Annotated in this window: 23 protein-coding genes; 14 read left to right on the forward strand and 9 right to left on the reverse strand. The window is 60.1% G+C overall.

Annotated elements, in window-relative coordinates:
* Window positions 1-211 precede the first annotated feature (211 nt).
* The 9 genes from AB4P97_RS26600 to AB4P97_RS26640 all read left to right on the forward strand — a co-directional run bounded on the left by AB4P97_RS26600 (window position 212) and on the right by AB4P97_RS26640 (window position 9635).
* Window positions 212-829, forward strand: a complete 618-nt coding sequence (locus AB4P97_RS26600) for an NUDIX domain-containing protein (RefSeq protein WP_042557353.1) — start codon at window positions 212-214, stop codon at window positions 827-829.
* The gene (locus tag AB4P97_RS26605; RefSeq protein WP_042557354.1) at window positions 820-1272 is read left to right on the forward strand and encodes a DUF1249 domain-containing protein; all 453 of its coding nucleotides are present in this window, start codon (window positions 820-822) and stop codon (window positions 1270-1272) included. The genes AB4P97_RS26600 and AB4P97_RS26605 overlap by 10 nt, the downstream gene beginning before the upstream one ends.
* Window positions 1273-1370: 98 nt before the next feature.
* The gene (gene cpdA / locus AB4P97_RS26610) at window positions 1371-2186 is read left to right on the forward strand and encodes a 3',5'-cyclic-AMP phosphodiesterase (protein ID WP_042557355.1); all 816 of its coding nucleotides are present in this window, start codon (window positions 1371-1373) and stop codon (window positions 2184-2186) included.
* 222 nt (window positions 2187-2408) lie between these two features.
* Window positions 2409-3017, forward strand: a complete 609-nt coding sequence (locus tag AB4P97_RS26615) for a YqiA/YcfP family alpha/beta fold hydrolase (RefSeq protein WP_042557356.1) — start codon at window positions 2409-2411, stop codon at window positions 3015-3017.
* A 41-nt stretch (window positions 3018-3058) separates the two neighbouring features.
* Window positions 3059-4963 (forward strand): DNA topoisomerase IV subunit B, encoded by a 1905-nt coding sequence (gene parE, locus AB4P97_RS26620; protein ID WP_042557357.1) that lies wholly within the window; start codon window positions 3059-3061, stop codon window positions 4961-4963.
* Complete coding sequence (locus tag AB4P97_RS26625; protein WP_395601816.1) at window positions 4963-5952, forward strand: esterase-like activity of phytase family protein; 990 nt, start codon at window positions 4963-4965, stop codon at window positions 5950-5952. Before parE ends, AB4P97_RS26625 begins: the two co-directional genes overlap by 1 nt.
* On the forward strand, window positions 5949-6473 hold the full coding sequence (locus AB4P97_RS26630) for a TIGR02281 family clan AA aspartic protease (protein WP_042557359.1): 525 nt from the start codon (window positions 5949-5951) through the stop codon (window positions 6471-6473). The genes AB4P97_RS26625 and AB4P97_RS26630 overlap by 4 nt, the downstream gene beginning before the upstream one ends.
* Window positions 6474-6480: 7 nt before the next feature.
* On the forward strand, window positions 6481-8745 hold the full coding sequence (gene parC / locus AB4P97_RS26635) for a DNA topoisomerase IV subunit A (protein ID WP_047299474.1): 2265 nt from the start codon (window positions 6481-6483) through the stop codon (window positions 8743-8745).
* 176 nt (window positions 8746-8921) lie between these two features.
* Entirely contained in the window at window positions 8922-9635 is a 714-nt protein-coding gene (locus AB4P97_RS26640) for a membrane integrity-associated transporter subunit PqiC (protein WP_042557361.1), read from the forward strand.
* A gap of 256 nt (window positions 9636-9891) precedes the next feature.
* On the opposite strand, the gene AB4P97_RS26645 is transcribed toward AB4P97_RS26640, so the two are convergent.
* Window positions 9892-11403, reverse strand: coding sequence for an AhpA/YtjB family protein (locus tag AB4P97_RS26645; RefSeq protein ID WP_047299475.1), 1512 nt, complete (start codon window positions 11401-11403; stop codon window positions 9892-9894).
* Window positions 11404-11537: 134 nt separating this feature from the next.
* On the opposite strand from AB4P97_RS26645, the gene serB reads away from it, so the two are divergent.
* The gene (gene serB / locus AB4P97_RS26650) at window positions 11538-12752 is read left to right on the forward strand and encodes a phosphoserine phosphatase SerB (RefSeq protein WP_047299476.1); all 1215 of its coding nucleotides are present in this window, start codon (window positions 11538-11540) and stop codon (window positions 12750-12752) included.
* A 129-nt stretch (window positions 12753-12881) separates the two neighbouring features.
* Here serB and AB4P97_RS26655 read toward each other — a convergent pair whose 3' ends face one another.
* From AB4P97_RS26655 to AB4P97_RS26670, 4 genes are all read right to left on the reverse strand, one after another.
* Window positions 12882-14633 carry a molecular chaperone gene (locus AB4P97_RS26655; protein WP_395601817.1) on the reverse strand — a complete coding sequence of 584 codons (1752 nt, stop codon included), beginning with the start codon at window positions 14631-14633 and terminating at the stop codon, window positions 12882-12884.
* A gap of 170 nt (window positions 14634-14803) precedes the next feature.
* The gene (asd, locus tag AB4P97_RS26660; RefSeq protein ID WP_261736297.1) at window positions 14804-15664 is read right to left on the reverse strand and encodes an archaetidylserine decarboxylase; all 861 of its coding nucleotides are present in this window, start codon (window positions 15662-15664) and stop codon (window positions 14804-14806) included.
* Window positions 15665-15682: 18 nt separating this feature from the next.
* The gene (gene rhdA / locus AB4P97_RS26665) at window positions 15683-16498 is read right to left on the reverse strand and encodes a thiosulfate sulfurtransferase (RefSeq protein WP_395601818.1); all 816 of its coding nucleotides are present in this window, start codon (window positions 16496-16498) and stop codon (window positions 15683-15685) included.
* A 42-nt stretch (window positions 16499-16540) separates the two neighbouring features.
* Window positions 16541-18079: an HDOD domain-containing protein gene (locus AB4P97_RS26670; RefSeq protein ID WP_395601819.1), complete on the reverse strand. Its 1539-nt coding sequence runs from the start codon at window positions 18077-18079 to the stop codon at window positions 16541-16543.
* Window positions 18080-18245: 166 nt separating this feature from the next.
* On the opposite strand from AB4P97_RS26670, the gene motA reads away from it, so the two are divergent.
* The 3 genes from motA to AB4P97_RS26685 all read left to right on the forward strand — a co-directional run bounded on the left by motA (window position 18246) and on the right by AB4P97_RS26685 (window position 21392).
* Window positions 18246-19097, forward strand: a complete 852-nt coding sequence (motA, locus tag AB4P97_RS26675; protein WP_042557368.1) for a flagellar motor stator protein MotA — start codon at window positions 18246-18248, stop codon at window positions 19095-19097.
* Between the two features lie 3 nt (window positions 19098-19100).
* Window positions 19101-20168: a flagellar motor protein MotB gene (gene motB, locus AB4P97_RS26680; RefSeq protein ID WP_395601820.1), complete on the forward strand. Its 1068-nt coding sequence runs from the start codon at window positions 19101-19103 to the stop codon at window positions 20166-20168.
* A gap of 90 nt (window positions 20169-20258) precedes the next feature.
* Window positions 20259-21392 carry a sterol desaturase family protein gene (locus AB4P97_RS26685; RefSeq protein ID WP_395601821.1) on the forward strand — a complete coding sequence of 378 codons (1134 nt, stop codon included), beginning with the start codon at window positions 20259-20261 and terminating at the stop codon, window positions 21390-21392.
* 212 nt (window positions 21393-21604) lie between these two features.
* On the opposite strand, the gene AB4P97_RS26690 is transcribed toward AB4P97_RS26685, so the two are convergent.
* The 4 genes from AB4P97_RS26690 to rsgA form a co-directional block, all read right to left on the reverse strand.
* Entirely contained in the window at window positions 21605-22090 is a 486-nt protein-coding gene (locus tag AB4P97_RS26690) for a toll/interleukin-1 receptor domain-containing protein (protein WP_047299480.1), read from the reverse strand.
* The gene (locus AB4P97_RS26695) at window positions 22090-23049 is read right to left on the reverse strand and encodes a caspase family protein (RefSeq protein ID WP_115145941.1); all 960 of its coding nucleotides are present in this window, start codon (window positions 23047-23049) and stop codon (window positions 22090-22092) included. Before AB4P97_RS26695 ends, AB4P97_RS26690 begins: the two co-directional genes overlap by 1 nt.
* Before the next feature lie 2 nt (window positions 23050-23051).
* Window positions 23052-23459 (reverse strand): TIR domain-containing protein, encoded by a 408-nt coding sequence (locus AB4P97_RS26700; RefSeq protein ID WP_047299482.1) that lies wholly within the window; start codon window positions 23457-23459, stop codon window positions 23052-23054.
* A 211-nt stretch (window positions 23460-23670) separates the two neighbouring features.
* A complete protein-coding gene (rsgA, locus tag AB4P97_RS26705; RefSeq protein WP_042557374.1) occupies window positions 23671-24702 on the reverse strand; it encodes a small ribosomal subunit biogenesis GTPase RsgA in 1032 nt (343 codons plus the stop codon).
* A gap of 107 nt (window positions 24703-24809) precedes the next feature.
* Between rsgA and orn the strand changes: the two genes are divergently transcribed.
* The gene (gene orn / locus AB4P97_RS26710) at window positions 24810-25352 is read left to right on the forward strand and encodes an oligoribonuclease (RefSeq protein ID WP_042557375.1); all 543 of its coding nucleotides are present in this window, start codon (window positions 24810-24812) and stop codon (window positions 25350-25352) included.
* The last annotated feature ends 53 nt before the right edge of the window (window positions 25353-25405 follow it).

Raw genomic sequence — 25405 nt, forward strand, 5'->3', positions numbered from 1 at the left:
CAGGGGAAGGCAAAAAGTTACCGCTTCGACTCTCAACGAAGCAGTCAGTTCGCCACTAAGCTAATTAGAGTGGGTTTCGCCGCCACCGTCCATCCCGATGACGGTAAAGGGGCTGCATCAAACGGTACGGGCGCGTTAGGATGGCGCGAAGTCGAGGTTGCCAGTAACGATAAGCAACCTCGTAATGGATTCGCAGTAAACGAGGATGCTCATGACTGATTTTGCCAACGCCATTCCGACCGCCGTCGACATCGTGCGCCGCGAGAGCTGCTATCAGGGCTTCTACAAGCTCGACCGTGTGCACCTGCGCCATGAGCTGTTCGCCGGGGGCATGAGTCGCGAGATCAATCGTGAATTGTTCGTGCGTCACGATGCCGTGTGCGTTCTGCCGTACGATCCGCAGCGCGACGAAGTGGTGCTGATCGAGCAGTTTCGCGTCGGTGCGATGGGCAAGGCTGACAATCCGTGGCTGGTAGAACTGGTCGCTGGTCTGATCGACAAGGATGAACAACCGGAAGAAGTTGCTCACCGCGAGGCGCAGGAGGAAGCTGGGCTGGACATCAAGGCCCTGTGGCCGATGACCAAATATTTCCCGTCACCGGGCGGCAGCAACGAGTTCGTGCATCTGTATCTGGGGCGTTGCAGCACCGATGGCGTTGGCGGCCTGCATGGGCTGGAGGAAGAGGCAGAAGATATCCGCGTCACGGTCTGGGCCTTTGAAGATGCCTTGCAGGCCGTCCGTGACGGACGCATTGCCAACGCGGCGAGCATCATCGCTTTGCAGTGGCTGGCGCTCAACCGCGCCGAAGTGAGGGGGTTATGGTTGTAAACAAGCTGCGCGATCGTTATCGAGTCGACCTCGTGGGGCTACAGGCTGCCTGCGAGGCCAACTACGCGCGCCTGATGCGACTGGTGCCGGACATGCGCAACGAGCCCGAGGCGCGGCGCATCGCCGTGACTCAGGGCGAGCAGATGCTCGGCGTACTGGCCCTCGAAGTGCTGCAAACCTGCCCGTATACCACCACGTTGCAGGTGCGCCAGGAGCACAGCCTGCCGTGGCTGCCGGTGCCGCAACTGGAAGTTCAGGTCTATCACGACGCGCGTATGGCTGAAGTGATCAGCGCCGAACATGCACGACGCTTTCGCGGCATCTATCCTTACCCGAACGCCGCGATGCATCAGCCCGATGAAAAGGCTCAGCTGAATCTGTTCCTGGGGGAATGGCTGAGTCATTGTCTGGCGCTGGGGCACGAGTACGAAGTCGTACGCTAGTTGTGAACTGCGTCCGGTTCCTCGGTTTCCTCTTTCAGTAATCCCCCAGCATAATTGCGGCACTTAACGATTCCGTGCTTTTGCCTTGGGAGAACGCCTTGCCGAGCGTATCCACATTGACCACCGCCGATCCGGCGTTGCTGGTGCAGTTGTCCGACAGCCATCTGTTCGCCGAAGCGGATGGCTCGCTGCTGGGCATGAACACCCGCCAGAGCCTGCAAAAGGTCATCGAGTTGGTCCTGGGGCAGCAGCCACGGATCGATCTGATGCTGGCCACCGGGGATATTTCCCAGGACGGCACGCTGGAGTCCTATCAGCAATTTCGTGAAATGACCGCGCAGATCGATGCGCCGGCGCGCTGGATTCCCGGCAACCACGACGAACCGATGATCATGGCTGAGGCCGCCGTGCAAAGCGCGTTGCTCGAATCGGTGGTCGATCTCGGCAACTGGCGTGTGACGATGCTGGATTCGGCGGTACCGGGTTCGGTGCCGGGGTACTTGCAGGACGATCAGTTGCAACTGCTGGCCCGCTCGTTGAGCGAAGCGCCGGAGCGTCATCATCTGGTGTGCTTTCACCATCATCCGGTGTCGATCGGTTGTGCGTGGATGGAACCGATTGGTTTGCGCAATCCAGAGGCGTTTTTCGAAGTGCTGGATCGTTTTCCGCAGGCGCGGGCGGTGCTGTGGGGGCACGTGCATCAGGAAATTGATCGCCAGCGTAATGGCGTGCGTTTGATGGCGTCACCTTCGACCTGCATTCAGTTCGAGCCGGGGAGTGAAGACTTCAAGGTCGGTGAGCAGGCACCGGGGTATCGCTGGTTGCGGTTGTTGCCGGATGGACGGCTGGAAACCGGCGTTGAGCGCGTGACTGATTTCGCCTTCACCGTCGACTACGGCTCCAACGGGTACTGAAACTCCTTTTCCCAACGGCTAATGCCAACCCCGGCTAACGCTACCTTGTAGGAGCTGCCGAAGGCTGCGATCTTTTGACCCTGTTTTTACAATCAAAAGATCGCAGCCTGCGGCAGCTCCTACAAGAGGCAACATGCTCAGCATGGGCATCATTTGTATGGCCCATCCTGCTGTGACTCCCTGTAAACTCCGCTATCTTTCGCCGACACCCAGGGAGCTCAAATGTCCGGTTCGATCCTCTATATCCACGGTTTCAACAGCGCTCCGACCTCAAAAAAGGCCTGTCAGCTGGTGGCGGTGATGGAACGGATGGGTTTGAGCGAGCAATTGCGTGTCCCGGCCCTGCATCACCATCCGCGTGAAGCCATCGGTCAGTTGGAACAGGCGATTGCCGAGCTAGGCCAGCCGTTGCTGGTGGGAAGCTCACTCGGCGGCTACTATGCGACTCACCTGGCCGAGCGCCATGGCCTGAAAGCCCTGCTGGTCAACCCGGCGGTCAGCCCGCACCGGATGTTCGACGGCTATCTGGGCACGCAGAAAAACCTGTACACCGATGAAACCTGGGAATTGACCCACGACCACGTTGCGGCCCTGGCCGAACTGGAAGTGCCGGCGCCCCAGGATGCGCAGCGTTTTCAGGTCTGGTTGCAGACCGGCGATGAAACATTGGATTATCGCCTCGCCCAGCAGTATTACCGCGCCTGTGCCTTGCGCATCCAGGCCGGCGGCGACCACAGTTTCCAGGGTTTCGCCGGGCAATTGCCGGCGTTGCTGAGTTTTGCCGGCATTGGCGCCGATTTGTATCAGGCAATCGATTTCACCGCACTGTGAAGTCTTGCCCCTATTTCATGAATGACTGACGACGAGACCCTATGGCCACTCCCAGCGCTAGCTCTTATAACGCCGACGCCATCGAAGTCCTCTCGGGCCTCGACCCGGTGCGTAAACGCCCCGGCATGTACACCGACACCAGTCGGCCGAACCACCTCGCCCAGGAAGTCATCGACAACAGCGTCGACGAAGCCTTGGCCGGCCACGCCAAATCGGTGCAGGTCATCCTGCACGCCGACCACTCGCTGGAAGTCAGCGACGATGGCCGCGGCATGCCGGTCGACATCCACCCTGAAGAAGGGGTGTCGGGTGTTGAGCTGATCCTCACCAAGCTCCACGCGGGCGGCAAGTTTTCCAACAAGAACTACCAGTTCTCCGGCGGTCTGCACGGGGTGGGTATTTCCGTGGTCAACGCCTTGTCGACCGAAGTCCGGGTGCGCGTGAAGCGTGATGGCAACGAGTACCAGATGACGTTCGCCGATGGCTACAAGGCCACCGAACTTGAAGTCGTCGGCACCGTTGGCAAGCGCAACACCGGTACCAGCGTGTATTTCGCGCCGGACCCTAAGTATTTCGATTCACCGAAATTCTCCATCAGCCGCCTCAAGCACGTGCTCAAGGCCAAGGCTGTGTTGTGCCCGGGCCTGCTGGTCAGCTTTGAAGACAAAGGCACCGGCGAGAAAATCGAGTGGCATTACGAAGACGGCCTGCGCTCCTATCTGGTCGACGCTGTCAGCGAGTTCGAACGCCTGCCGAACGAACCGTTCTGCGGCGCTTTCGCCGGTAATAAAGAAGCGGTCGATTGGGCATTGCTGTGGCTGCCGGAAGGTGGCGACGCGGTGCAGGAAAGCTATGTCAACCTGATCCCGACGGCGCAGGGCGGTACCCACGTCAACGGTCTGCGTCAGGGCCTGCTCGATGCGATGCGCGAGTTTTGCGAATTCCGCAGTCTGCTGCCGCGTGGCGTGAAGCTGGCGCCGGAAGATGTCTGGGAGCGCATTGCCTTCGTTCTGTCGATGAAGATGCAAGAGCCGCAATTCTCCGGCCAGACCAAAGAGCGTCTGTCGTCCCGTGAAGCGGCGGCGTTTGTCTCCGGTGTGGTCAAGGACGCGTTCAGCCTGTGGCTCAACGCCAACCCGGAAACCGGCCTAGCGCTGGCCGAGCTGGCGATCAACAACGCCGGCCGTCGCCTGAAAGCGAGCAAGAAAGTCGAGCGCAAACGCGTCACCCAGGGGCCGGCACTGCCGGGCAAACTGGCCGACTGCGCCGGGCAGGACCCGATGCGTTCCGAACTGTTTCTGGTCGAAGGTGATTCCGCCGGCGGTTCCGCCAAGCAAGCGCGGGACAAGGAATTTCAGGCGATTCTGCCGTTGCGCGGCAAGATCCTCAATACCTGGGAAGTCGACGGCAGCGAAGTGCTCGCCAGTCAGGAAGTGCACAATATTGCCGTGGCCATCGGTGTCGATCCAGGCTCGGCCGACATCGCCCAACTGCGCTACGGCAAGATCTGCATCCTCGCCGACGCCGACTCCGACGGTCTGCACATCGCAACCTTGCTCTGCGCGTTGTTCGTCCAGCATTTCCGCCCGCTGGTGGACGCCGGTCACGTCTACGTCGCGATGCCGCCGCTGTACCGCATCGACCTGGGCAAAGAGATCTACTACGCCCTCGACGAGGCTGAGCGTGACGGCATTCTCGACCGTCTGGTGGCCGAGAAGAAACGCGGCAAGCCACAGGTCACCCGATTCAAAGGTCTGGGTGAAATGAACCCGCCGCAACTGCGTGAAACCACCATGGACCCGAACACTCGGCGTCTGGTGCAGTTGACCCTGGAAGACTTCGACGCGACCTCGGAAATGATGGACATGCTACTGGCGAAAAAACGCGCCGGTGATCGCAAATCCTGGCTGGAATCCAAAGGCAACCTGGCCGAGGTTCTTGGTTGATGCGGGTTGGCTTTGCCCTGGCGTGTGCGTTACTCCTGACCTCTGTTTCGGCGCTTGCCGAGCCGGTGCCGGAGTTGCGCGTGCTGTCCGAGCATCCGGTAGACGGCATGCGCGGCGGCAACCTGTCGGGGCTGGCGCAGTGTGGCAACGAGTTGTGGACGGTGTCCGATCGCGACGATGATCAGATCTATCGCCTCGATACGCGGCAAGCCACCTGGCAGGCCGAAACCGTGGGCATCGACGTGCCTGAGTTACCCGAGACCGGGCTGCCCTGGGGTTTGCGTTCGCGCAACTGGGCGGCGTCCTTTGTGCGTGGCGGCGATCTGGATTTCGAAGGCATCAGTTGCGACAGCGCCGGCAATCGCTACATCGTCAGCGAGGGGCATGCGGCGGTGTTGCAACTGCCTGTCAACGGTCCGGCGAACTGGCTGAAGATCTCGCCGATTGTGGTTCGCGAAGCGCGAGCCAAGGGTATGTTGCAGAAATTCAACGCGATATTCGAAGGTCTGGCGATCAATCCGGCGGGGGATCAGATGTGGTTGGCTGCCGAGCGCCAAAGCCGTGGCTTGCTGTTGATCAAGCGCCAGCAGACGGTGTGGGACTGCGACGGTCGCTGTGTACTGCTGAGCGAAGGCGGCAAGGAAATGCAGCCGGCGCAGTTTCCCAATGCCAAAGCTGTCGATCGGGATTTTTCCGACCTGTCATTTTTCAACGGCAAGCTGTTCACCCTCGAGCGCAACGCCTTTCAGATTTGCCGTCGCGATCCGCTGACGGCCAAGGTCGAGCGCTGCTGGTCGTATGCCGCCGAACTGTTGCAGGAAAATCGCCGTTATTCACAGGACTATGGGCTGGAAGAAGCGTTGATCGTCGATGCCGACGGTGCGTGGATTGGCGTCGACAATAATTTCGGCCCGCGTGCCGATGGCGAGAACCGCCCGATTGTCTGGCGCTTCGCAGCGCCGGAAGGTGGCTGGAGCGCCAAGCCATGAGCCAGCAACCGCCGGGCAAGCGCGCCGGTCGGGTGCTGATGATTCTGGCCTGGTGCGCAGCGCTGTTTCTGGCCACGCGGTTTTTTGGCCAGTGGGAACAACGCCAGCAGAATCCGAACGTCGTCGTGAGTTCGGAGCAGGGCGCAGGATTTATCGAAGTGAAACTGGCGAGCAATGCCCAAGGGCACTTTGTCGCCAGCGGTCAGATCAACGGCGAACCGGTGGAGTTCATGCTCGACACCGGCGCGACCGATGTCGCGATCCCGGCGGATCTGGCCAAACGTTTGAAGCTGGAAGAAGGTTTCGGTGTGACCCTGAGCACGGCCAATGGCCTGAGCCAGGGCTATCGTACAAAAATCGCTCGCCTGCAACTGGGCGACATCGTGTTGCGGGATGTCCGCGCACTGGTGGCGCCGGGGTTGCATGGTGATCAGGTGCTGCTCGGCATGAGCGCCCTGAACAAACTTGAATTTACTCAGCGCGGTGGCACCATGCTGCTGCGCCAGACAACGAACCGATGAGGCCTGCATGAGCAATCCCCTTGATCTTAGCCTGGACGGTGTTGAACGCCGCTCGCTGGCTGACTTCACCGAAAGTGCCTACCTCAACTACTCCATGTACGTGATCATGGACCGTGCCCTGCCGCATATCGGCGACGGCCTGAAACCAGTGCAGCGGCGGATCATCTACGCGATGAGCGAGTTGGGGCTGGACGCCGATTCCAAGCACAAGAAATCGGCGCGTACCGTCGGCGACGTGCTCGGCAAGTTCCACCCGCACGGTGACTCGGCGTGCTACGAAGCGATGGTGCTGATGGCCCAGCCGTTCAGCTATCGTTACACGCTGGTCGACGGTCAGGGCAACTGGGGTGCGCCGGATGATCCCAAGTCCTTCGCCGCCATGCGTTACACCGAAGCGCGTCTGTCGCGATATTCCGAAGTGCTGCTCAGCGAACTTGGCCAAGGCACCGCGGACTGGGGCCCGAACTTCGACGGCACCCTGCAGGAGCCGCTGGTGTTGCCAGCGCGCCTGCCCAACATTCTGCTCAACGGCACCACCGGTATCGCCGTGGGCATGGCCACCGACGTACCGCCGCACAACCTGCGCGAAGTCGCGACCGCGTGCGTGCGCTTGCTCGATGAGCCCAAAGCCACGGTCGAACAGCTCTGCGAACACATTCAGGGCCCGGATTATCCGACCGAAGCGGAAATCATCACACCGCGCGCCGACCTGCTGAAAATGTACGAAACCGGCAAGGGCTCGGTGCGCATGCGCGCCGTGTACCACGTCGAGGACGGCGACATCATCGTCACCGCGCTGCCGCATCAGGTCTCCGGGGCCAAAGTGCTGGAGCAGATCGCCGGGCTGATGCAGGCCAAACCATCGAAAGCGCCGCAGATTGCTGACCTGCGTGACGAATCCGACCACGAAAACCCGTGCCGCATCGTGATCATTCCGGTCAACAGCCGCGTCGATCACGAAGCACTGATGCAGCATCTGTTCGCCAGCACCGAGCTGGAGTCGACCTACCGGGTCAACGTCAACATCATCGGTCTGGATGGCAAACCGCAGCTGAAAAACCTGCGCGCATTGCTGGTCGAATGGCTGGAGTTTCGCGTGCAGACCGTGCGTCGGCGCCTGCAATTCCGCCTCGACAAGGTCGAGCGTCGTCTGCACCTGTTGGACGGTTTGTTGATTGCCTACCTCAACCTGGATGAAGTGATCCACATCATCCGTACCGAGGAACACCCGAAAGCCAAGCTGATCGAGCGTTTCGCCCTCAGCGAAATTCAGGCCGACTACATTCTCGACACGCGTCTGCGTCAATTGGCGCGACTGGAAGAGATGAAGCTGCGTGATGAGCAGGACGAACTGCTCAAGGAACAAGCCAAGCTGCAAGCCCTGCTGGGCAGCGAAGCCAAGCTGAAGAAACTGGTGCGCACCGAGCTGATCAAGGATGCAGAGACCTATGGCGACGACCGCCGCTCGCCAATCGTCGAGCGCGCCGAAGCCAAAGCGCTGACCGAGCACGATCTGCTGCCAAACGAGAAAGTCACCGTCGTGCTCTCGGAAAAAGGCTGGATCCGTTCTGCCAAGGGGCACGACATCGACGCCACCGGCCTATCGTACAAGGCTGGCGACGGCTTCAAGACCTCGGCGGCGGGGCGTTCCAACCAGTCTGCCGTGGTGATTGACTCCACCGGCCGCAGCTATTCGGTCGCCGCGCACACGTTGCCGTCGGCTCGCGGCCAGGGCGAACCGTTAACCGGTCGTCTGACACCGCCACCGGGTGCGACGTTTGAATGCGTGCTGATGCCCGAAGACGATGCGCTGTACGTCATCGCCTCCGACGCCGGGTATGGTTTCGTGGTTAAAGGTGAAGACCTGCAAGCCAAAAACAAGGCCGGTAAGGCCCTGTTGAGCCTGCCGAACAACGCCAAGGTCATCGCGCCGCGTCCGGTGGCTGATCGTGAGAACAACTGGCTGGCCTCGGTCACGACCGAGGGTCGCCTGCTGATCTTCAAAATCAGCGATCTGCCACAATTAGGTAAGGGCAAAGGCAACAAGATCATCGGTATTCCCGGTGAGCGTGTCGCCAGTCGCGAAGAATATGTAACGGACATCGCCGTCATTCCGGAAGGCTCGACCTTGGTATTGCAGGCCGGGAAACGCACGTTGTCGCTGAAGGCTGACGATCTCGAACACTACAAAGGTGAGCGTGGGCGTCGCGGTAACAAGCTTCCGCGTGGCTTCCAGCGAGTGGATGCGCTGCTCGTCGAAAACCTCAATTAGGCGTCCTAGAGAGCTCGATCTACGATTTAACGCGTAGATCGACGCTTTGGCGCTGGAGTCGGAACGCATATTCACGGATGATATGGCCTTTCAAGCGCCGGCGTGGCCGAGCGTTCTTCATATTTATTGAGTATTTTCACTGTGGTCAGCTTTGTGGCGGCCACCTGGACGGGATGATGACTGCGCTGCGCCTTCCAATTATTTTGTTACTCGCCGGCGTTCTTGGCCTGGCGGGTTGCAGCGTTCACCAGCCGGTGTCGCTCTATCAACTGGACAGCGGAAGTCCGGTTCAGCCTGCGCAAAGCGCGGGCATGGCGGTTTTGTTGGGCCCGGTAGTCGTAGCCGATTACCTGCAACGTGAAACCCTGCTGCAACGTCAACCGGATGGCAGCCTGCAAGCAGCGACCGACGGTCGTTGGGCTGGCAGCCTTTCGTCGGATATTGATCAGTTGCTGATGCGTCAGGTTGCCGGTCATCTGGACAGCCAGCGTGTCGTGCTGGCGCCGGCCACTGGCGGGTTTACCCCGGATGTGCAGGTGTTGCTGACCATCACGCGTCTGGACTCCGGTGCGAAACAACCGGCGATTCTCGATGCGCAATGGCGCTTGATCGACCGCCGCGGCAAGGTGCGCGATAACCGCATCGTTCATCTGCAAGAGTTGCATGCGGGCAGCACAGCGTCGCAGGTAAAGGCGCAAGGCATTCTGTTGCAACGTCTGGCCGAGCAACTGTCGGTAGCGCTCAAGCCATTGGCCAATCAGCCTCCTGTGGCAGAAGTACCGCGTAAAGCGGCGCAGAAACCGGCAGCGCGGGCCGACGAAGCTGAGAAGCAGCCGAAGATCCCGATGGCATCGCCGATTCGTACAGACATGGAAGTGTTTCGCTTCTAAGGCTGGATCGAGTCAAGACAGAGCCCGCCCTTGTGCGGGCTTTGTTGTGTCTGGACGAACGAATAACACACGCGAACCCTGTAGGAGCTGCCGAAGGCTGCGATCTTTTGATCTGGTCTTCATCAAGATCAAAAGATCGCAGCGTGCCGCAGCTCCTACACGATCCGATTCCGCGTTCGAAGATCCTTTCAGGTGACCACAAAAAAGCCCGCAGACAATCACTCGTCTGCGGGCTTTTGCGTATCAGGGCTAAGGCTTAAGCCCGACGCTCATGCATCCGCGCCAGTTGCCGCTCCAGCATCGATGGATAAGGCTCCATCAACCGCTCGACACAGCAAGCGCCCTCAGGGCTGGCTATCGGCCGGATCCGCGCACGCTGGCGGATCAGCGCGTCATCACTGATCTTGCGCTCGACCAGCAGCAGGTTGCGGCTGTGTTGCGACAGGGCCAGGGCATCCTGCGCCGAATCAGTCAGCAGCAGATCGATCTGACTCAAACCGAACAATTCATCGCCAAGGGTCAGGCCCAGTTGCAATTGCAGCGTGATGCCGCTGTCGGCGACTTCGATTTGCAACTGATGACCCAGTGCGCGCAGCAACTCGCCGCAGCAAATCGCGTTGGTCAGGTAGTCGTCGCCGCTGTCTTCGGTGTGGAACAGCATCAGCGTGCTGCCGTCGTTCAGGGTTTCGATTTCGCCCTGATACAACGAAGCGGCTTGATCCAGACAGTCGCGGTAGCGCGCCTGCAATTCTTCCAGACGTGCCCGAGGCAAACGGCGCAGTTGCTCTTGCGAGCCCAATTGCACCGCCAGCACTGCCGTGTGTTGCGGTACGTTCGGCGTTGCTTTGCGCACGGCCGGTTGCGCGACAGCAGTCAAAGACTCGTCGCGCAGGTCGGCGAACGCGTCGTCGTCATCATCGTCTTCGACAGTGCTGACCACATGGCGCGGAGCAGGCTTGTGCGCGGCCAGCGGGCGGGTTTCGTCAAAGCTCGGGTCGCGCAGGTTGCGTACTTCGAACTCCGGCTCGTCTTCTTCGTCCTCGAACTCAGGTTCCGGCTCAGGCTCGGGCGCAGGTTCCGGCGCGTAGTTGGCGTGCAGTTGCCGCGCCAGATCGCCAATTTCATCCTGGCGCTCTATGCCCGGCGTGTGCTCGTCGATCCGGCGCAGCCAGACGCGTAATTGCAGCAGCGGTGTGGACAGATAACGGCCCATGCGCAGGCTCAAGGCCAGCGACAGCGCCAAAAGAATTGCACTGAGAATGCCCATGCTCTGCAAGCTGATGGTCATTGGCTGCTGGAACTGATCCATGTCCAGGCTGATGCGCAGTTGCCCGGCCGTCACGTCCTGGAAAGTGATCTTGCTCTCGTACATGCCCTCGGCTTCGCCCAACAGGCTGTGCTTGGGGCGCTGGCCGGATTCGGCGAGGATGCGGTTATCCACGCTATAGATAGCCGCGTGGGCGACCAGTTTGTTCTTGGTCAGGTTATTGAGCAGCACGTTAAGGCTGAGGATGTCGTTGGACACCAACAGCTCCGTGGCGGAGGTGGCGGTCTGCGTGGTCAGGCTTTCGCCCAGCGCATCGGCCTGCTCGTGCATGGCCTGCTTGAATTGCAAACCCATCACGCCGGCATAGATCACCAGGGCCAGAGCGACCAGGATCACGTTATGGCTGGCAATGCGCAATGCTATCGGTACACGGCGGTGGCGCAGTGCACGGAAGATCAGCAGGAAGAAGTTATCGGTTTTGACTGGCGTAGGCCGGTTCACTGAGCTCGGCTCTTTTGTCCGTGAAGTTGACGCGCAGTATAGCGACAGGCCCTAGACCGGCAAAGCGCTCGCTGTGCCCGATGGTCACTGAAAGTGGGTAGAATGCGGTTTTTTTCCAGTTGCGGGGGTGCGCATTGCGCGAAATCGTCCTGATTAACATCACGGGAGTCGACCGTCCTGGTCTGACGGCGGCCATTACGGGTGTTCTGGCCCAAGGTGGCGTGAACATTCTCGACATCGGTCAGGCGGTGATCCACGACACCCTGTCGTTCGGCATCCTGGTTGAAATTCCCGACTCCGAGCAAGGCAAATCCGTGCTCAAGGACATCCTGTTCAAGGGCTACGAGCTCGACCAGCAGGTGCGCTTCACTCCGGTGTCCGAAGAGGATTACCAGCAATGGGTGGGCAATCAGGGCAAGAAACGCCACATCGTCACCCTGTTGACCCGCAAAGTGACGGCCGGCCAATTGCAGGCTGTCAGTTCGATCACGGCCAAATACGGCCTGAACATCGATCACATTGACCGTCTGTCGGGTCGCATGCCGCTGGACACCCCGGCCGACAAGGGAAAGGGCTGCATCGAGTTCTCCGTGCGTGGCGAAGCGGCCGATCCGCAGGCGTTGCGTGCCGAGTTTCTCAGTGTCGCGCACGAATTGAACGTCGACATCGCTTTCCAGGAAGATTCGCTGTTCCGTCGCAACCGTCGTCTGGCGGTGTTCGACATGGACTCGACACTGATCGAAGCCGAAGTCATCGACGAACTGGCCAAGGCGGCCGGTGTTGGCGAACAGGTTTCGCAGATCACTGAGCGCGCGATGGCTGGCGAACTGGATTTCCGTGCCAGCTTCAAAGAGCGTCTGGCTTTGCTCAAAGGCCTCGACGTCAGTGTGCTCGATTCGATCGGTGCTTCGCTGCGCCTGACCGAAGGTGCCGAAACCCTGTTCGCCGAACTCAAGCGTCTGGGCTACAAGACCGCCATCCTGTCGGGCGGCTTCACCTATTTTGCCAAGCAATTGCAGGCCAAACTCGGCATTGATTACGTGTTTGCCAACGAGCTGGAAGTGGTCGACGGCAAGTGCACCGGCGTGGCGATCGAGCCGATTGTCGATGCGCAGCGCAAGGCTGATCTGCTGAGAGAGTTGGCGCATAAGGAAGGTCTGCGTCTGGAGCAGACCATTGCGGTCGGCGACGGCGCGAATGACCTGCCGATGCTGGCGATTGCCGGGTTGGGTGTGGCGTTCCGCGCCAAGCCGCTGGTGAAGCAGTCGGCGAAACAGGCGATCTCCACGCTTGGGCTGGACGGTGTCCTGTACCTGCTGGGCTTGCGCGATCGCGACGGACAGCTGTGAGTTCTCGATAACCTGAGCGGGCCCCTTCGCGAGCGGGCTCGCTCCCACATTGGATCTGTGTCGTTCACAAATTTCCTGTGGGAGCGAGCCTGCTCGCGAAGGCTGCACCGCCGATTTATCGTCGAATACCTAAAGCGACTTCCACAATGAATCAAAATCTTCCTCGCTCCCGCCATTTTGCGCAGGCTCCAGCGAGCGATAAGCAAACTGATTGAAGCTGTGCGTACTCGCCACCCGTCGGTCCAGCCCGGCGCAGTGTTCCTCGCCATGGGTGTTGATCAGCACTTTGCTGCCTTCTTGAAACGGCAAGCGTGGTGCCAGTAACGTGGCTGGCAGATCGATCGCGCTGATCTGCGGTAACAGCAATCCACGTAAGTATTGGCTGTGATCGTCCCGCGAGCGCACCAGTTGCAGGCCGCACGGCTCGGCATGCGGCGCCACCAGTTCGATGCCCATCTGCGTGCCGCTGCCGCGCACCTGACGAATCCAGCGAATCACCGCAATGCTCCAGCCAAGACTCACGCTGTCCTGAATCCCGAGCATTTCCCCGGCCTGTAATTCGGCGGGCGCTTCTTGCGGCCAGCCCAGGCAATACCCGCCGGGGCTGTGATTGATCACCGGCAACGCATAAGTCGGGTAGTGCGTCGTGCTGTCGGTGCTGGTTTCGTCCTCGAGCAGACGGTCGTACTGGATTTCTTCGTAGGGTAAAAACTCGTCAGCCTTGCTCTGCGGCGCGGCGTCGAACGCCTGGCTCCAACTGTCCTTTTCACCCTTGGCGACGACGCTGCTGAAGTTTGCTGCACGGGTGCCAGGATGTTTCAGCAGATCGCTGAACGTACGCTCGCCACCCAGGAAGAAGTGCAGGGCGCTCATGCCGACGCACACGGTCAGGCTGCCCTGACCCACGGTGCGCTGAAAACTGCGCTCGGCCGCCTGACCCCAGGTCGCGTGCAAATGTTGCAGGGTGTCGAAACTGAGTCCCGCCGGGACGGGCAGCGGCGTCGAGGTGTCCTGGCGCAGCAGTTGCGCTTCGATGGCGTTCACCAATAGCTGAGGATCAAAGCCGAGCAGTCCGGCCTTTTGCTCGCTGCGGAACATATTGCGATAGCGCGGACCGGCGTCGATTTCTGCGCTGACCGCAAACAAGCCATAGTCGGGGCTGCCGGGGTGGAGCTTGAGCAGCGCGCTCCACGACTCCAGGACTTCCGCGAGCCGCGCGATCTGGTTCTGGCGCAGTTGATTGCAGCGGGCACTGCCCAATAACAAAGTGGCGATGTAAGTCTGTTCGACGCTCAGTTCGGTTGTCAGGCTGGCGAGATCATCGTGTACGCGACGTTGTTGCAGCTGCAACGTACACGCGGTGCGATACAGCTGATGCAGCTCGAACCACAGATGCTCCGGCGGCGAACTGTATAACTGCGTCGCGCGCACCAGTTGTCCTTTGAGCGCATGGGTCGCCCGTTGCAGGGCCAGGCTGAGCAATGCCGCACGGTCCTTGCTGTATTTCGGCGCGATGCGCAGCACGATCTGCTTGTAGCCGATGGCCAGATGACTTTGCAGTGCCTGACACAAGTTGCTGACCTTGCGTGAACGCTCGTCGAGCATGATCGCCTGATGCAGAAAGTGCCGTTCCAGATGCTGGCAGACGAAATACACCTCGGGCCGCAGCAGCTCGAGCAGTTGCAGGCGATTGTCGCTGGGGGTCAGCAATTGGTTGAGTTCGCCGAGGCCTTGGTACAACTGACGGGCTGTTTCGCCGATGTTGGCCTTGGGCAGGCCGGCGATCCAGCGCTTGAGATCGCGCGTAGTGGCTTCGCAAAACGACAGGCGCGTTTGCGTCGGGGTAGTGGCGCGTAGCTGGGGGGAAATGGTCTGGCTCATGCCAAAAACCATAGCAGCAAAAATTGGGGTCTGTCGCTACGGCGAACACTGTAGGAGCTGCCGAAGGCTGCGATCTTTTGATCTTGCTTGTAAAAACAAAATCAAAAGATCGTCCGAACGCGGCCCGAGCCTTCGGCAGCTCCTACAGGGGATCTGCGTGTTTCGTCGGATCAGGCTTTCGGCAGTGCCAGACCCTGGCCCATCTGTACTGGCGAACCGGCAACCAGTGCTTCAGCCCACTTCACTTGATCAGGGCCAAACAGCACGATCGCGGTAGAACCAAGCTTGAAGCGACCCAGTTCCGCGCCTTTTTCCAGATGAATCGGCGCACGGGCGGCTTCGTCGTAGCGGAAGGTTTTCAGCTCGCGCTTCGGCGGCGTGACCAGACCGGCCCAGACGGTTTCGATCGAAGCAACGATCATCGCGCCCACGAGCACAACGGCCATCGGCCCGCGCTCGGTGTCGAAAATGCACGCCACACGCTCGTTGCGGGCGAACAGCTCCGGAACGTTTTCGGCGGTGGTCTGGTTGACCGAGAAGATCCGGCCCGGGATATAAACCATTTCACGCAGGGTGCCGGCCAGCGGCATGTGCACGCGGTGGTAGTCCTTCGGCGACAGGTAAATGGTGGCGAAGTCGCCGCCCATGAACGGCGCGGCATTGGCCGCGTCACCGCCGAGCAGTTCCAGCACGCTGAAACTGTGGCCCTTGGCCTGGAATACGCGACCGTGTTCGATCGGGCCGAGTTGGCTGACCGCACCGTCGGCCGGGCTGAGGACCGCGCCCGGGGTTTCGTCCAGCGGCCGTGCGCCGTCTTTCAGGGCTCGGGTGAAGAAGGCGTTGAAGTGCTCGTAAGCGGTCACGTCTTCAACCAGCGCCTGCGACATATCGACTTGATAGCGCTTGGCGAACCAGGTGGTGAAAGCATTTTTGAACCAGCGCACGCGGCACTCGGCAATGCAGCCGGCCAGGCGCGACAGCAGGTGATGAGGCAGCAGGTATTGGCTGAGGATAAACAGACGCTCTTTCATTAGTTGTCCTTAAAAACCTTAAATCTCGACTGGCGTGTCAGGGTGGTTGCCCCATTCGCCCCAGGAACCGGCGTAGCCTTTAACCCGCGGATAACCGAGGGACTTGGCCACCAGATAGGTGAAGCCCGACCGGTGATGGGTCTGGCAGTGGGTAATGATTTCTTTGTCCTTGGTGATCCCCAGGTCTTCGAGGATCTGCGGCATGTCAGTGCGAATGCGCAACTGACGCGCCTTGTCCATGCCGGCAGTCCACTCGAAATTGACCGCGCCGGGAATATGACCTGCCTTGGCAGCCAGGACTTTCTCGCCGGAATACTCCAGCGGCCCGCGTGCATCCCAGATCGCCAGATCGGCAGCGCCGAGGCGGCTTTGCAGGTATTCGCGAGTGGCGGTCGGCTCGTCATGCAGGGTCAGTGCGACCGGGCCACCGACAGCGGGTGGCACCTGGATCGACATCGGCGAACCTTCCGCCAGCCAGGCCGGCAGACCGCCATCAATATAGTGGTACTTGTCGTGTCCGATCACATCGAGCAGCCAGATGAAGCGCCCGGCCCAGCCACCGCCCTCGTCGTCATAGACCACGTAGACCGCGTCCTTGCGGTGGCCCAGCTCACCGAACAGCGCTTCCAGATCGGCTTTCCCCGGCAGCAGTCCCGGTGCCGGCGGGTGGCCGAACTGGGTGCGTTTCGGATCGACAAAGCGTGCGCCGGGCAGATGACCTTCGGCATAGCGGGCGGGGCTGGTCAGGTCCACCAGGATGAGTTCGCTGGCATCGAGGCGAGGGAGCAGGTCGCTCGGTTCGATAACGAGCGGCAAGCCAGAGAAGTCAGACATGTGAGGTCTCCAGAGCACAAAGGGGGGGATTGTAGCGCAGCCTCATCGGCCACGGCTGCTAAAGCTGTGCAGGGCTTTTTCGATGCACTGCGCGGTTTTGCCAAAGGCTTGCACGGTGATGTCGGCGAACGGCCCGCCGCCCTGATCGGCAACGACGATCATGATCACCCGGCCGTTATTGACCAGTGAACGCAGGAACAGATGCTCGCCACGAAACAGCGTGCGCAGGCCCGGCGGCAACAGCGCGGAGAATTGCGCGTTGTTCTCTGGATTGATCCGCACCTGTGCCTGCTGCGCGAGCAACCGTTGCAGGACTTTGCTCTGGCTGACGACAAAATTCAGCGCGCCAGCTTCTTTCGGCAGGCCAACGGTTTGGTGCACGCGCAGGTTGGACTGCGTGCGATCAGCCATCAGGATCATCACCCGCCGCATGCCGCTGGCCACCAGCGCATCGCGAGCGGCGACGGTCAGGCTCATGGCATTGGTGAAGCGACTCGGCTCGGCCAACAGTTCGGCGCATTGCCGACGCCACTGAGTCAAATCATCGGAACTGGGCGCCGCAGCAGGCAGCATGCCAGCGGGCAAGCGACGCGTGCCCCACGGCCACAGCAACGAAACCGCCGGGTGCCACAGGTCAGGCATCGCATGCTGGCGCGCACTGTTGGCGGCTTGCTGGTGCAGCTGTTGTTGCACCTCGTCCATCGAAATCTGCAGATAAAGACTGGTCAGGTACTGCCAGCGCTCACTGTGCGGGCTGTCCCACGCCTGCTGCGCCGACAGCGCCAGCCCGTTGGCCAGCAACACGGTATTGGCTGGCTGATTGAGCCAGCGGCGCAGAGTCGGATCATCGTCCAGGCGGTTTTGCTGGCGCAGCGGATGTTCGCTGTCGCGGGCGATGCGCAGCACTTTGACCAGTTCGCGTTGCTCGCTGAGCAACAATCTATAGCCCTGTTGCACCCAGATCGGCAGATGCCAGACAGCGACCAACGCTTCAGCGATTTTCAGCAGGCGCACGCCAAACAATTGCTTCTCGACAGTGCGCGCCGATTCGCCCTTGTGGATAACGCGCAGCTCCCACTCTTCAAGCAATTGTGGATAAGTCAGCGCCAGCGGCCACAGCGGTGAGAGGAACAGGAGACTGCCCCAATGAATGTCCTGCCACAGCCGCGCCAAGCGACTGGCAAAAAAACCGTTGGCCTGTTGCGTGGCGTGCTGGCTGATCATTTGCAGTTGGCGCAGGGCCTTGGGGATCTGCATCTGCGCAACGGCGGGCAGGCGCGAGAGCAATTCTTCGGTGCGGGCGAGGCCGAGGCGATTGATCGCCACTTCCAGATTTTCTGCCGGCGTGGCCATGTTGCCGTGGGTGTGACGATTGGCCTCACGGATGATGCTCAAGGCCAGCGCCGGGCTGTCCTGCATCAGGTCGGCAATGTCACGAAGCGAGCTGCGATTGTCGCGGATCGCGCGGCAGACCTTGTCGTGCGCCTCTTGCGGTACGGGCAGGGGGACGCTGTCGAGCAGCTTGACCCAGCCGTCGAGGGTGGTCGGTTTTGCGTGTGGGACGTTCGTTTCATTAGCCATGTCTGGACAAGATCTTCACTGACTGTAGACGCGCCCGGCATGGGCTAAATTGGCTTTTCGCCTGAACTGGCTATAGTCTGGCGCAGTTTTGCCGATAAGTAGAAGAAGAGATTTTTTAACTTCCGAATATGACCTTGAACCCGACTTAAATAAGTACTTTCTACCTATGGCTAAAATTATCGGCATCATCGTCGTATTCGCGAGCGTGCTCGGCGGATACGTGCTTTCCCACGGCAAGATCGCGGCCCTGATCCAGCCTTTCGAGGTGTTGATCATCGGCGGTGCAGCACTGGGCGCTTTCCTCCAGGCCAACCCCAGCTATATGACGATGCACGTGCTCAAGAAATCCCTGAGCATGTTCAGTTCGCGTTTCACCCACACGTTCTATCTGGAAGTGCTGGGGCTGATCTACGAGATCCTCAACAAGAGCCGCCGCGAAGGCATGATGGCCATCGAGGGCGACATCGAAGATGCCGCCGCGAGCCCGATCTTCGCCAAGTACCCGGCGGTGCTTAAAGATGAACGCATGACCGCGTTTATCTGCGACTACCTGCGCATCATGTCCTCCGGCAACATGGCTCCGCACGAACTGGAAGGCCTGTTCGACATGGAGTTGTACAGCCTGAAGGAAGACCTTGAACACCCATCGCACGCGGTGAACGGCATTGCCGACGCCATGCCGGGTTTCGGTATCGTTGCGGCGGTACTCGGTATCGTGGTGACCATGGCCTCCCTGGGTGACGGCGATCAGAAATCCATCGGTCTGCACGTCGGTGCGGCACTGGTGGGTACCTTCTTCGGTATTCTGGCGGCGTACGGTTTCTTTGGTCCGTTGGCGCATTCCCTGGCCCACGATGCCAAGGAAGAACTGAACGTTTACGAAGCCATCAAGGCCTCGCTGGTGGCTTCTGCGTCCGGCATGCCGCCATCGCTGGCGGTCGAGTTCGGTCGCAAGGTTCTGTACCCGGCCCACCGTCCAAGCTTTGCCGAGCTGGAACAAGCGGTTCGCGGTCGCTAAGTCATGGAAAATAATCAGCCGATTATCATCAAGCGCGTCAAGCGCATAGCCGGCGGGCATCACGGCGGGGCGTGGAAAATCGCCTTCGCCGACTTCGCGACGGCGATGATGGCGTTCTTCCTGGTGTTGTGGCTGCTGTCTACCGCAACCCCGGAGCAGAAGATTGCTATCGCCGGTTACTTCAAGGACCCGGTCGGCTTCTCCGAAAGCGGCACGCCGTACATCATCGATCTGGGCGGTACGCCGACGCTGGCGCCGGAAAACACCCTCAACCCCGAGGTGAAGTCCCAGCCGCAACCGGACAAGGTCACCGTCGACACCGAACAAGTCGAAGGCATGGCCGAAATGGTCGAGAAAGAACGCCTGGAACTGTTGCTGCAAGAACTGCAGAACAAGGTCGACGAGAACCCGCAACTGCAGAAATTCAAGGATCAGATCCTCTTCGAGATCACGCCGAACGGCTTGCGCATCCAGATCATGGACGCCGAGAACCGGCCGATGTTCGACTCGGGTTCCGCGCGCCTGAAACCTTATTTCGAAGACATCCTGCTGGCCATGGCCGACACCATCAAAGCGGTGCCGAACAAGATCAGCATCAGCGGCCACACCGACGCCAAGCCTTATATCGGCAGCGGCGACTACGGCAACTGGGAGCTTTCAGCCAACCGAGCCAACGCTGCACGGCGTGCGCTGATTGCGGGCAGTTATCCAGACACGCAAGTGGCGCGGGTGGTCGGTTACGCCTCGTCGGCGTTGTTCGACAAGGAAAAACCGTTCAACCCGATCAACCGTCGCATCGACATCGTGGTGCTGACCAAAAAGGCTCAGGCGGCCATCGAAGGTGCACAAGGCCCCGACGCTGCGAAGCCGGCCGAACAAGGTCAGAACGATGCCGCGCCGGAAACCCCGGTCGACCCGAACGCCTTGCCAGCGGATCAGCAACCGGTGCCCGCGCACGAGCTGCGCGAACGGCTGAACCTGTTCGACGACGCCGCGCCCAAACCGGCTGAGCCGGGGACTGCGGCGCCGACAACGCCACCGGCCACTGCGCCGGCCCCCGCGCCGAAGTGATCGACAAAAAGCCACGTTAACCGTGGCTTTTTTGTTTCTGCCTGCGTCGCAATGAGCAGTCGCAGTTTTCGCAATCACGGAAGATCAGTTATGGAAAGACTCAAAGCCTATTTTCAGCGGCACGGCAGCGCACCCTTCAAGTTCGGTGAGGGGAGGGTCAGTGGCTATATTTCGGCCACCCTCGGGCTATTGAGCTTGCTGGCGGTGTTCTGCTTCCTGTTTCCCGAATGGCTGACCACAGCCGAATTGCGCAAGGTCTACGATGAGCAATTCGCGCGCACCACGCTGTTGCTCGGGCTGGTGGTGTCGTTCAGCCTCGGCACCCTGAATATCCTGCTCAACAAACGTAAACGATTGGGGATTACCGGGCTGGTTGCGTCGGGGCTGGCGGTGTTTCTCGGTGGTACCAATGTGCAGGTCAGCGAGATCGGACAGAAGCCGTATTCACTCGGTCTGGACTGGTTTGTCCTGGCGCTGCTGGTGTCGGCCATCGTGTTCATTCCGCTGGAAAAACTTTATTCCAAAGACCCTGAGCAAAACATCCTGCGCCCGCACTGGCGCACCGATCTGACCTACTTTTTTGTCAGTCACATGCTGGTGCAGTTCATCCTGATTTTTATCACCGCCTCGTCGAGTTACATCGCCGGATGGGCGATGTCGCCGAGCTTGCAGACCAGCGTGCAAAGCCTGCCGCTGGTGGTGCAGTTCCTGCTCGCCGTACTGGTCGCGGATCTTGGTCAATACTGGTTGCATCGGCTCTACCATGTGGTGCCATGGCTGTGGCGCATCCATGCGGTGCATCACTCCAGCACCCACATGGACTGGCTCGCAGGCTCGCGCGTGCACTTCATCGAAATCCTGCTGACCCGCACCGGCGTCCTGGTGCCGCTGATGCTGCTGGGCTTCGCGCCGCAAGCGTTGAACGCTTACGTGATTCTGGTCGGCGTTCAAGCGGTGCTGGCCCACGCCAATGTGCGGATCAACGGCGGCTGGCTGAATTACCTGATCGTCCTGCCGCGCTACCACCACTGGCACCACGCCCGGCACAAAGATTACATCTACAAAAACTACGCGATTCACACGCCTCTGGTGGACATGCTGTTCGGCACCTTCAAGCTACCGCCGAAAGAATGGCCAGTGCGTTATGGCGTGTTCGGCAAGGAATTGCCGGGCGGGATCGTGCGTCAGCATCTCTATGCGTTCAAGAAGCCTGAGCCGAAGTAGGGCGGGCGGATGCGAAAAAGCCGCGATGATCGCGGCTTTTTTGCGTCTGTTGTCTCGTCCTGAAAGTTGTTGTGTTCTTTCGATCTTCACGCTGCACGAAACCTGAGTTCGACTCGGTCTTTCACGTCGGCGTAACTCGAACATCCACCTCGGTCAGTCCCCTCTCCCTCAGGGAGAGGGCCATGGTGAGGGCTTTCGAAGGGGATGCGTTTTCAGAATCCGCGCCGAATCCGGTTCTTCAATTGTTCGTGGAACATGTCGGCATCGCGTTTGTAGCTGCCCTTCACGGATTCACTTATCGACTCCAGTGACATCGACCGCTTGTTCGACACCTCCTCACGATACGCATCAATAAAGAAATCCAGATCACTTTCCGTGCTCAGCTTCGGCCATTTGTCCAGATACAGCGGCAACTCCGCCGGCCCGGTCCTGAAGGAACAGATCCGCCGGTTGCTGATGGTCGCTTCGCCGATTTCAAACGGCACCCACCACGACAGCGCGGTTTTTTCCGAAACCACCGCGAGCAAGTGCGTGCATTCGGTGATGTTGCGCGTAATGACCCCGGTGATGTCATCGGTGGTCTGCGATTCCAGGTCCAGCACGTCAAGGTAGGTCTTGATGTTGGCCCCGATCAGGCGGTTGTTGATGGCCATCGCGTAGGCGCGATCCATGTGGCGGTAGCTGATGAAGACTGGCATCAGAAATGTCCTTTGAGGGCGAGTTCGCGGTAATAGGCGCCGAGGGCGGTAAGGCGGCAGCCGGTCGAGTGGATGGCCGCGTAATACATATGCTCGGCGTCCATCGGTTCGATCAGGCTGTGGCGGTTGCACTTTTGCAGTTGGGCGAAGACTTCGCCGTGGTCCGGATTGAAAGTGGCTTCGGTGGGTTCGTAGCTGGGATCGAGCGGGAAAACCGACTCGGCTTCGGTAAACCATTCGGGGAGTTTGCGCAGGATTTCCTTGGGGATCAGCGGCGAGACTTCACGCAGGGAAATGAATTGCGACACGTTGGTCTTGAACACCGGGCGCTGTTCCCAGGCGTCGAGCGCATTGTCGACGAAGGAATAGAGGCTGCCGGGAGTGATCTTGCCGAGGATGTTGGCTGCGCCGCCATGCAACGCCTGCAACAGCAGCCCGGTGAACACACCGTGTTGCGCGCCTTCCATGGCCGACTCTTCCTTTTTGCACGCGGTCAGGATGGTCATGCCTTCGCCGACCACGCTGCTTTCACTGCGCAACGCGCGCGCCTCGCCGGCCGCGCCGCTTTGGCAGCAGTCGAGGATGATCACCTTGTTCTTGATCCTGGTGGCTTTGGTTGCCCAGTTGAGGATGTCGCTGATGCGGATGCCGTCCTTGGTGTTGCGGTAATTCTGCGGCAACAGCATGCCTTCATCATTGTCATTGTCGAAGCCGCCATGCCCAGCGAAGTACAGCAGCGCGACGTTGCAGTCGCCGGAAAACAGTTCGCGAATCTGGTCTTCGAGTTTCTCCCTGCTCAAGTGATCCTCGGCGGATGTCAGCACCACGTTCTTGAAGTTGGGGTCGCCATTGGCGTCGGTTTTCAGTACGGACGCCATGGCCATGGCGTCATTGCTGCAACCGCTCAAGCGCGGAATATGTTTGTAGTCGTTGATCCCGATAAACAGTCCCTTGCGCATGATTACACCGCCGTATGCAGACGAATCGCGCTGACAATGCTGTTGGTGTTCCACGCGCACTCGGCCTGTGCAGCGTTACGCACCACGGTGGAAATTCGCTCGGCGCCAAAAGGTTTGATCGCGATGATCACCTTGCCCATCCGCTTGGCGATCTCGATCTCCTTGTTGATCCACTTGCTGTAGGTCGAATACATCCCGGCCATGATCAGCACTGCCGAGCAGGGCCGGATCTTGTCTTCGATGGCCAGTTCAAGTTGCTTGTCGGTTTGCGCGCCCAAGATCGGGTTGTGCGGCGGTACGGAAAAATTCTTGAACGTGAAATCCGCCTGAGCGCCGAGCAGGCGTACCAGATTGTCGTGGGCATGGGAGTAGTTCCACGAATGACTGATGAACAAATGGTAGGTTTGCATGGGGTTCCTCGGAGGTCGCGAAAGTGCGGACGAGGAACTGAATGTAGGCATCTGGGAGATGCCTACAAGATGTGCGCGGCAAAAGAGAAATGTCCTGCAAACAGGCGTGTGCAGGCCTTACAGAAAATTCTGATGTTTAAAAAACAGGGGATTTGTAAGGGCGGGTCCGACAACCGGCAGCACCCGAGACAGGCGCTGCCGACTTGGCTGTTTAATAGCCGCTTTCAGGCAGACTGGCGATGATCGAGCGATAGCTGTTCATCCGTTGCTGCTGCACGCGGCCATCTTCCAATGCCTTGAGCAGTGCGCAACCCGGTTCGCGATCGTGCTTGCAGTCGCGGAAGCGGCAGGTCCCGAGCAGGTCGTTGAACTCGATGAAACCGGCTTCAACGTCGGCGCGGCTGACGTGGCCGAGGCCGAATTCGCGGATGCCCGGGGAGTCGATCAGTTCACCACCGCCGGGGAAGTGGAACAGACGCGCGGTGGTCGTCGTGTGCGTGCCTTGGCCGGAGAGCTCGGACAGAGGCCCGACGCGGGTTTCAACCTCTGGCAGCAGGCTGTTGACCAGCGACGACTTGCCGACGCCTGACTGGCCGACGAAGACGCTGATGCGCCCATCGAGCTGCTGTTGCAGTTGTTCCATGCCGTTGCCGTGGTGCGCGGAAACTTCCAGCACCGGATAGCCGAGCGTGCGGTAAACCGCCAACAGCGCGTTCAGCGCCGGGGCGTTCTGCTCGTCGATCAGGTCGAATTTGTTCAGCAGCAACAGCGGACGGATGCCGGCGTGTTCGGCCGCGACCAGATAGCGGTCGATCAGGTTGGCATGTGGCTCGGGCAGCGGGGCGAAAACGATGACGATCATGTCAACGTTGGCTGCGACCGGTTTGAGCTGGCCACGGCTGTCCGGGCGGCACAACTCGGTGGTGCGCGGCAATTGCGCGACGATCACCCCGATGCCTTGGTTGCCGGCACGCCAGACGACGGTGTCGCCGGTCACCAGCGCCGGCAGGTTGGCGCGTAGGTGGCAACGGAACACCTGGCCGGCGAGTTCGCCGTCCTTGGCCTCGACTTCGACCTGCACACCGAAGTGCGCGATCACCAGGCCGGTCTGTTCCGGGCCCAGGTCGCCACCTTCAAGTGCCTCGACAGCCGAGGACTCGCGTTTGGCGGCGCGTGCGGCGCGCTCGCCCTGAATTTTTTCGATGCGCCAGTTTTGACGTCGATTGAGTTGGCGTTTGGCCATGGGTGTTCCGTCTGAAGAATGCAGCGATTAGGTAAAACGGCCGCGAGTTTAGCACGCCCGGCCACCGGCCTAAGCTAAACTGCGCAGCATTGCCTAGGAGCCCGAATATGCAGAACCCGCAGAACTTGATCTGGATCGACCTGGAAATGACCGGTCTGGATCCGGAAAACGACGTCATCATCGAAATGGCCACTATCGTCACTGACAGCGACCTCAACACCCTGGCCGAAGGCCCGGTCATCGCCATCCACCATAGCGACGAAGTCCTCTCGCGCATGGACGAGTGGAACACCCGCACCCACGGCAACTCCGGCCTGACCCAGCGCGTACGCGAAAGCCGCGTCAGCATGGCCGAAGCCGAAGCCGAAACCATCGCCTTCCTCGAAAAGTGGGTGCCGAAGGGCAAGTCTCCGATTTGCGGCAACAGCATCTGCCAGGATCGTCGCTTCCTTTATACCCATATGAAGGCGCTGGAAAGCTACTTCCACTATCGCAATCTCGACGTCTCGACGCTCAAGGAACTGGCGGCCCGCTGGGCGCCGGACGTACGCGATAGCTTCAAGAAGGGCGGCACGCACCTGGCGCTCGACGACATCCGCGAGTCGATCGCCGAGCTGCAGCACTACCGCGAGCATTTCATCAAGTTCTGACATCGGTGGACTGCGCTGCTGCCCTCTTTTGGTGCCATGGCGAAGTGAGTAGA

Origin of the sequence: Pseudomonas sp. A1230 (assembly GCF_044218825.1) — a bacterium.
Taxonomy (GTDB): Bacteria; Pseudomonadota; Gammaproteobacteria; order Pseudomonadales; family Pseudomonadaceae; genus Aquipseudomonas; species Aquipseudomonas iridis.

Coding starts and splice junctions, on each gene's coding strand:
- AB4P97_RS26600 (WP_042557353.1), top strand. CDS start 212: ATGACTGATTTTGCCAACGCCATTCCGACCGCCGTCGACATCGTGCGC.
- AB4P97_RS26605 (WP_042557354.1), top strand. CDS start 820: ATGGTTGTAAACAAGCTGCGCGATCGTTATCGAGTCGACCTCGTGGGG.
- AB4P97_RS26615 (WP_042557356.1), top strand. CDS start 2,409: ATGTCCGGTTCGATCCTCTATATCCACGGTTTCAACAGCGCTCCGACC.
- parE (WP_042557357.1), top strand. CDS start 3,059: ATGGCCACTCCCAGCGCTAGCTCTTATAACGCCGACGCCATCGAAGTC.
- AB4P97_RS26625 (WP_395601816.1), top strand. CDS start 4,963: ATGCGGGTTGGCTTTGCCCTGGCGTGTGCGTTACTCCTGACCTCTGTT.
- AB4P97_RS26630 (WP_042557359.1), top strand. CDS start 5,949: ATGAGCCAGCAACCGCCGGGCAAGCGCGCCGGTCGGGTGCTGATGATT.
- parC (WP_047299474.1), top strand. CDS start 6,481: ATGAGCAATCCCCTTGATCTTAGCCTGGACGGTGTTGAACGCCGCTCG.
- AB4P97_RS26640 (WP_042557361.1), top strand. CDS start 8,922: ATGACTGCGCTGCGCCTTCCAATTATTTTGTTACTCGCCGGCGTTCTT.
- AB4P97_RS26655 (WP_395601817.1), bottom strand. CDS start 14,633: ATGAGCCAGACCATTTCCCCCCAGCTACGCGCCACTACCCCGACGCAA.
- asd (WP_261736297.1), bottom strand. CDS start 15,664: ATGAAAGAGCGTCTGTTTATCCTCAGCCAATACCTGCTGCCTCATCAC.
- rhdA (WP_395601818.1), bottom strand. CDS start 16,498: ATGTCTGACTTCTCTGGCTTGCCGCTCGTTATCGAACCGAGCGACCTG.
- AB4P97_RS26670 (WP_395601819.1), bottom strand. CDS start 18,079: ATGGCTAATGAAACGAACGTCCCACACGCAAAACCGACCACCCTCGAC.
- motA (WP_042557368.1), top strand. CDS start 18,246: ATGGCTAAAATTATCGGCATCATCGTCGTATTCGCGAGCGTGCTCGGC.
- motB (WP_395601820.1), top strand. CDS start 19,101: ATGGAAAATAATCAGCCGATTATCATCAAGCGCGTCAAGCGCATAGCC.
- AB4P97_RS26685 (WP_395601821.1), top strand. CDS start 20,259: ATGGAAAGACTCAAAGCCTATTTTCAGCGGCACGGCAGCGCACCCTTC.
- AB4P97_RS26690 (WP_047299480.1), bottom strand. CDS start 22,090: ATGCCAGTCTTCATCAGCTACCGCCACATGGATCGCGCCTACGCGATG.
- AB4P97_RS26695 (WP_115145941.1), bottom strand. CDS start 23,049: ATGCGCAAGGGACTGTTTATCGGGATCAACGACTACAAACATATTCCG.
- AB4P97_RS26700 (WP_047299482.1), bottom strand. CDS start 23,459: ATGCAAACCTACCATTTGTTCATCAGTCATTCGTGGAACTACTCCCAT.
- rsgA (WP_042557374.1), bottom strand. CDS start 24,702: ATGGCCAAACGCCAACTCAATCGACGTCAAAACTGGCGCATCGAAAAA.
- orn (WP_042557375.1), top strand. CDS start 24,810: ATGCAGAACCCGCAGAACTTGATCTGGATCGACCTGGAAATGACCGGT.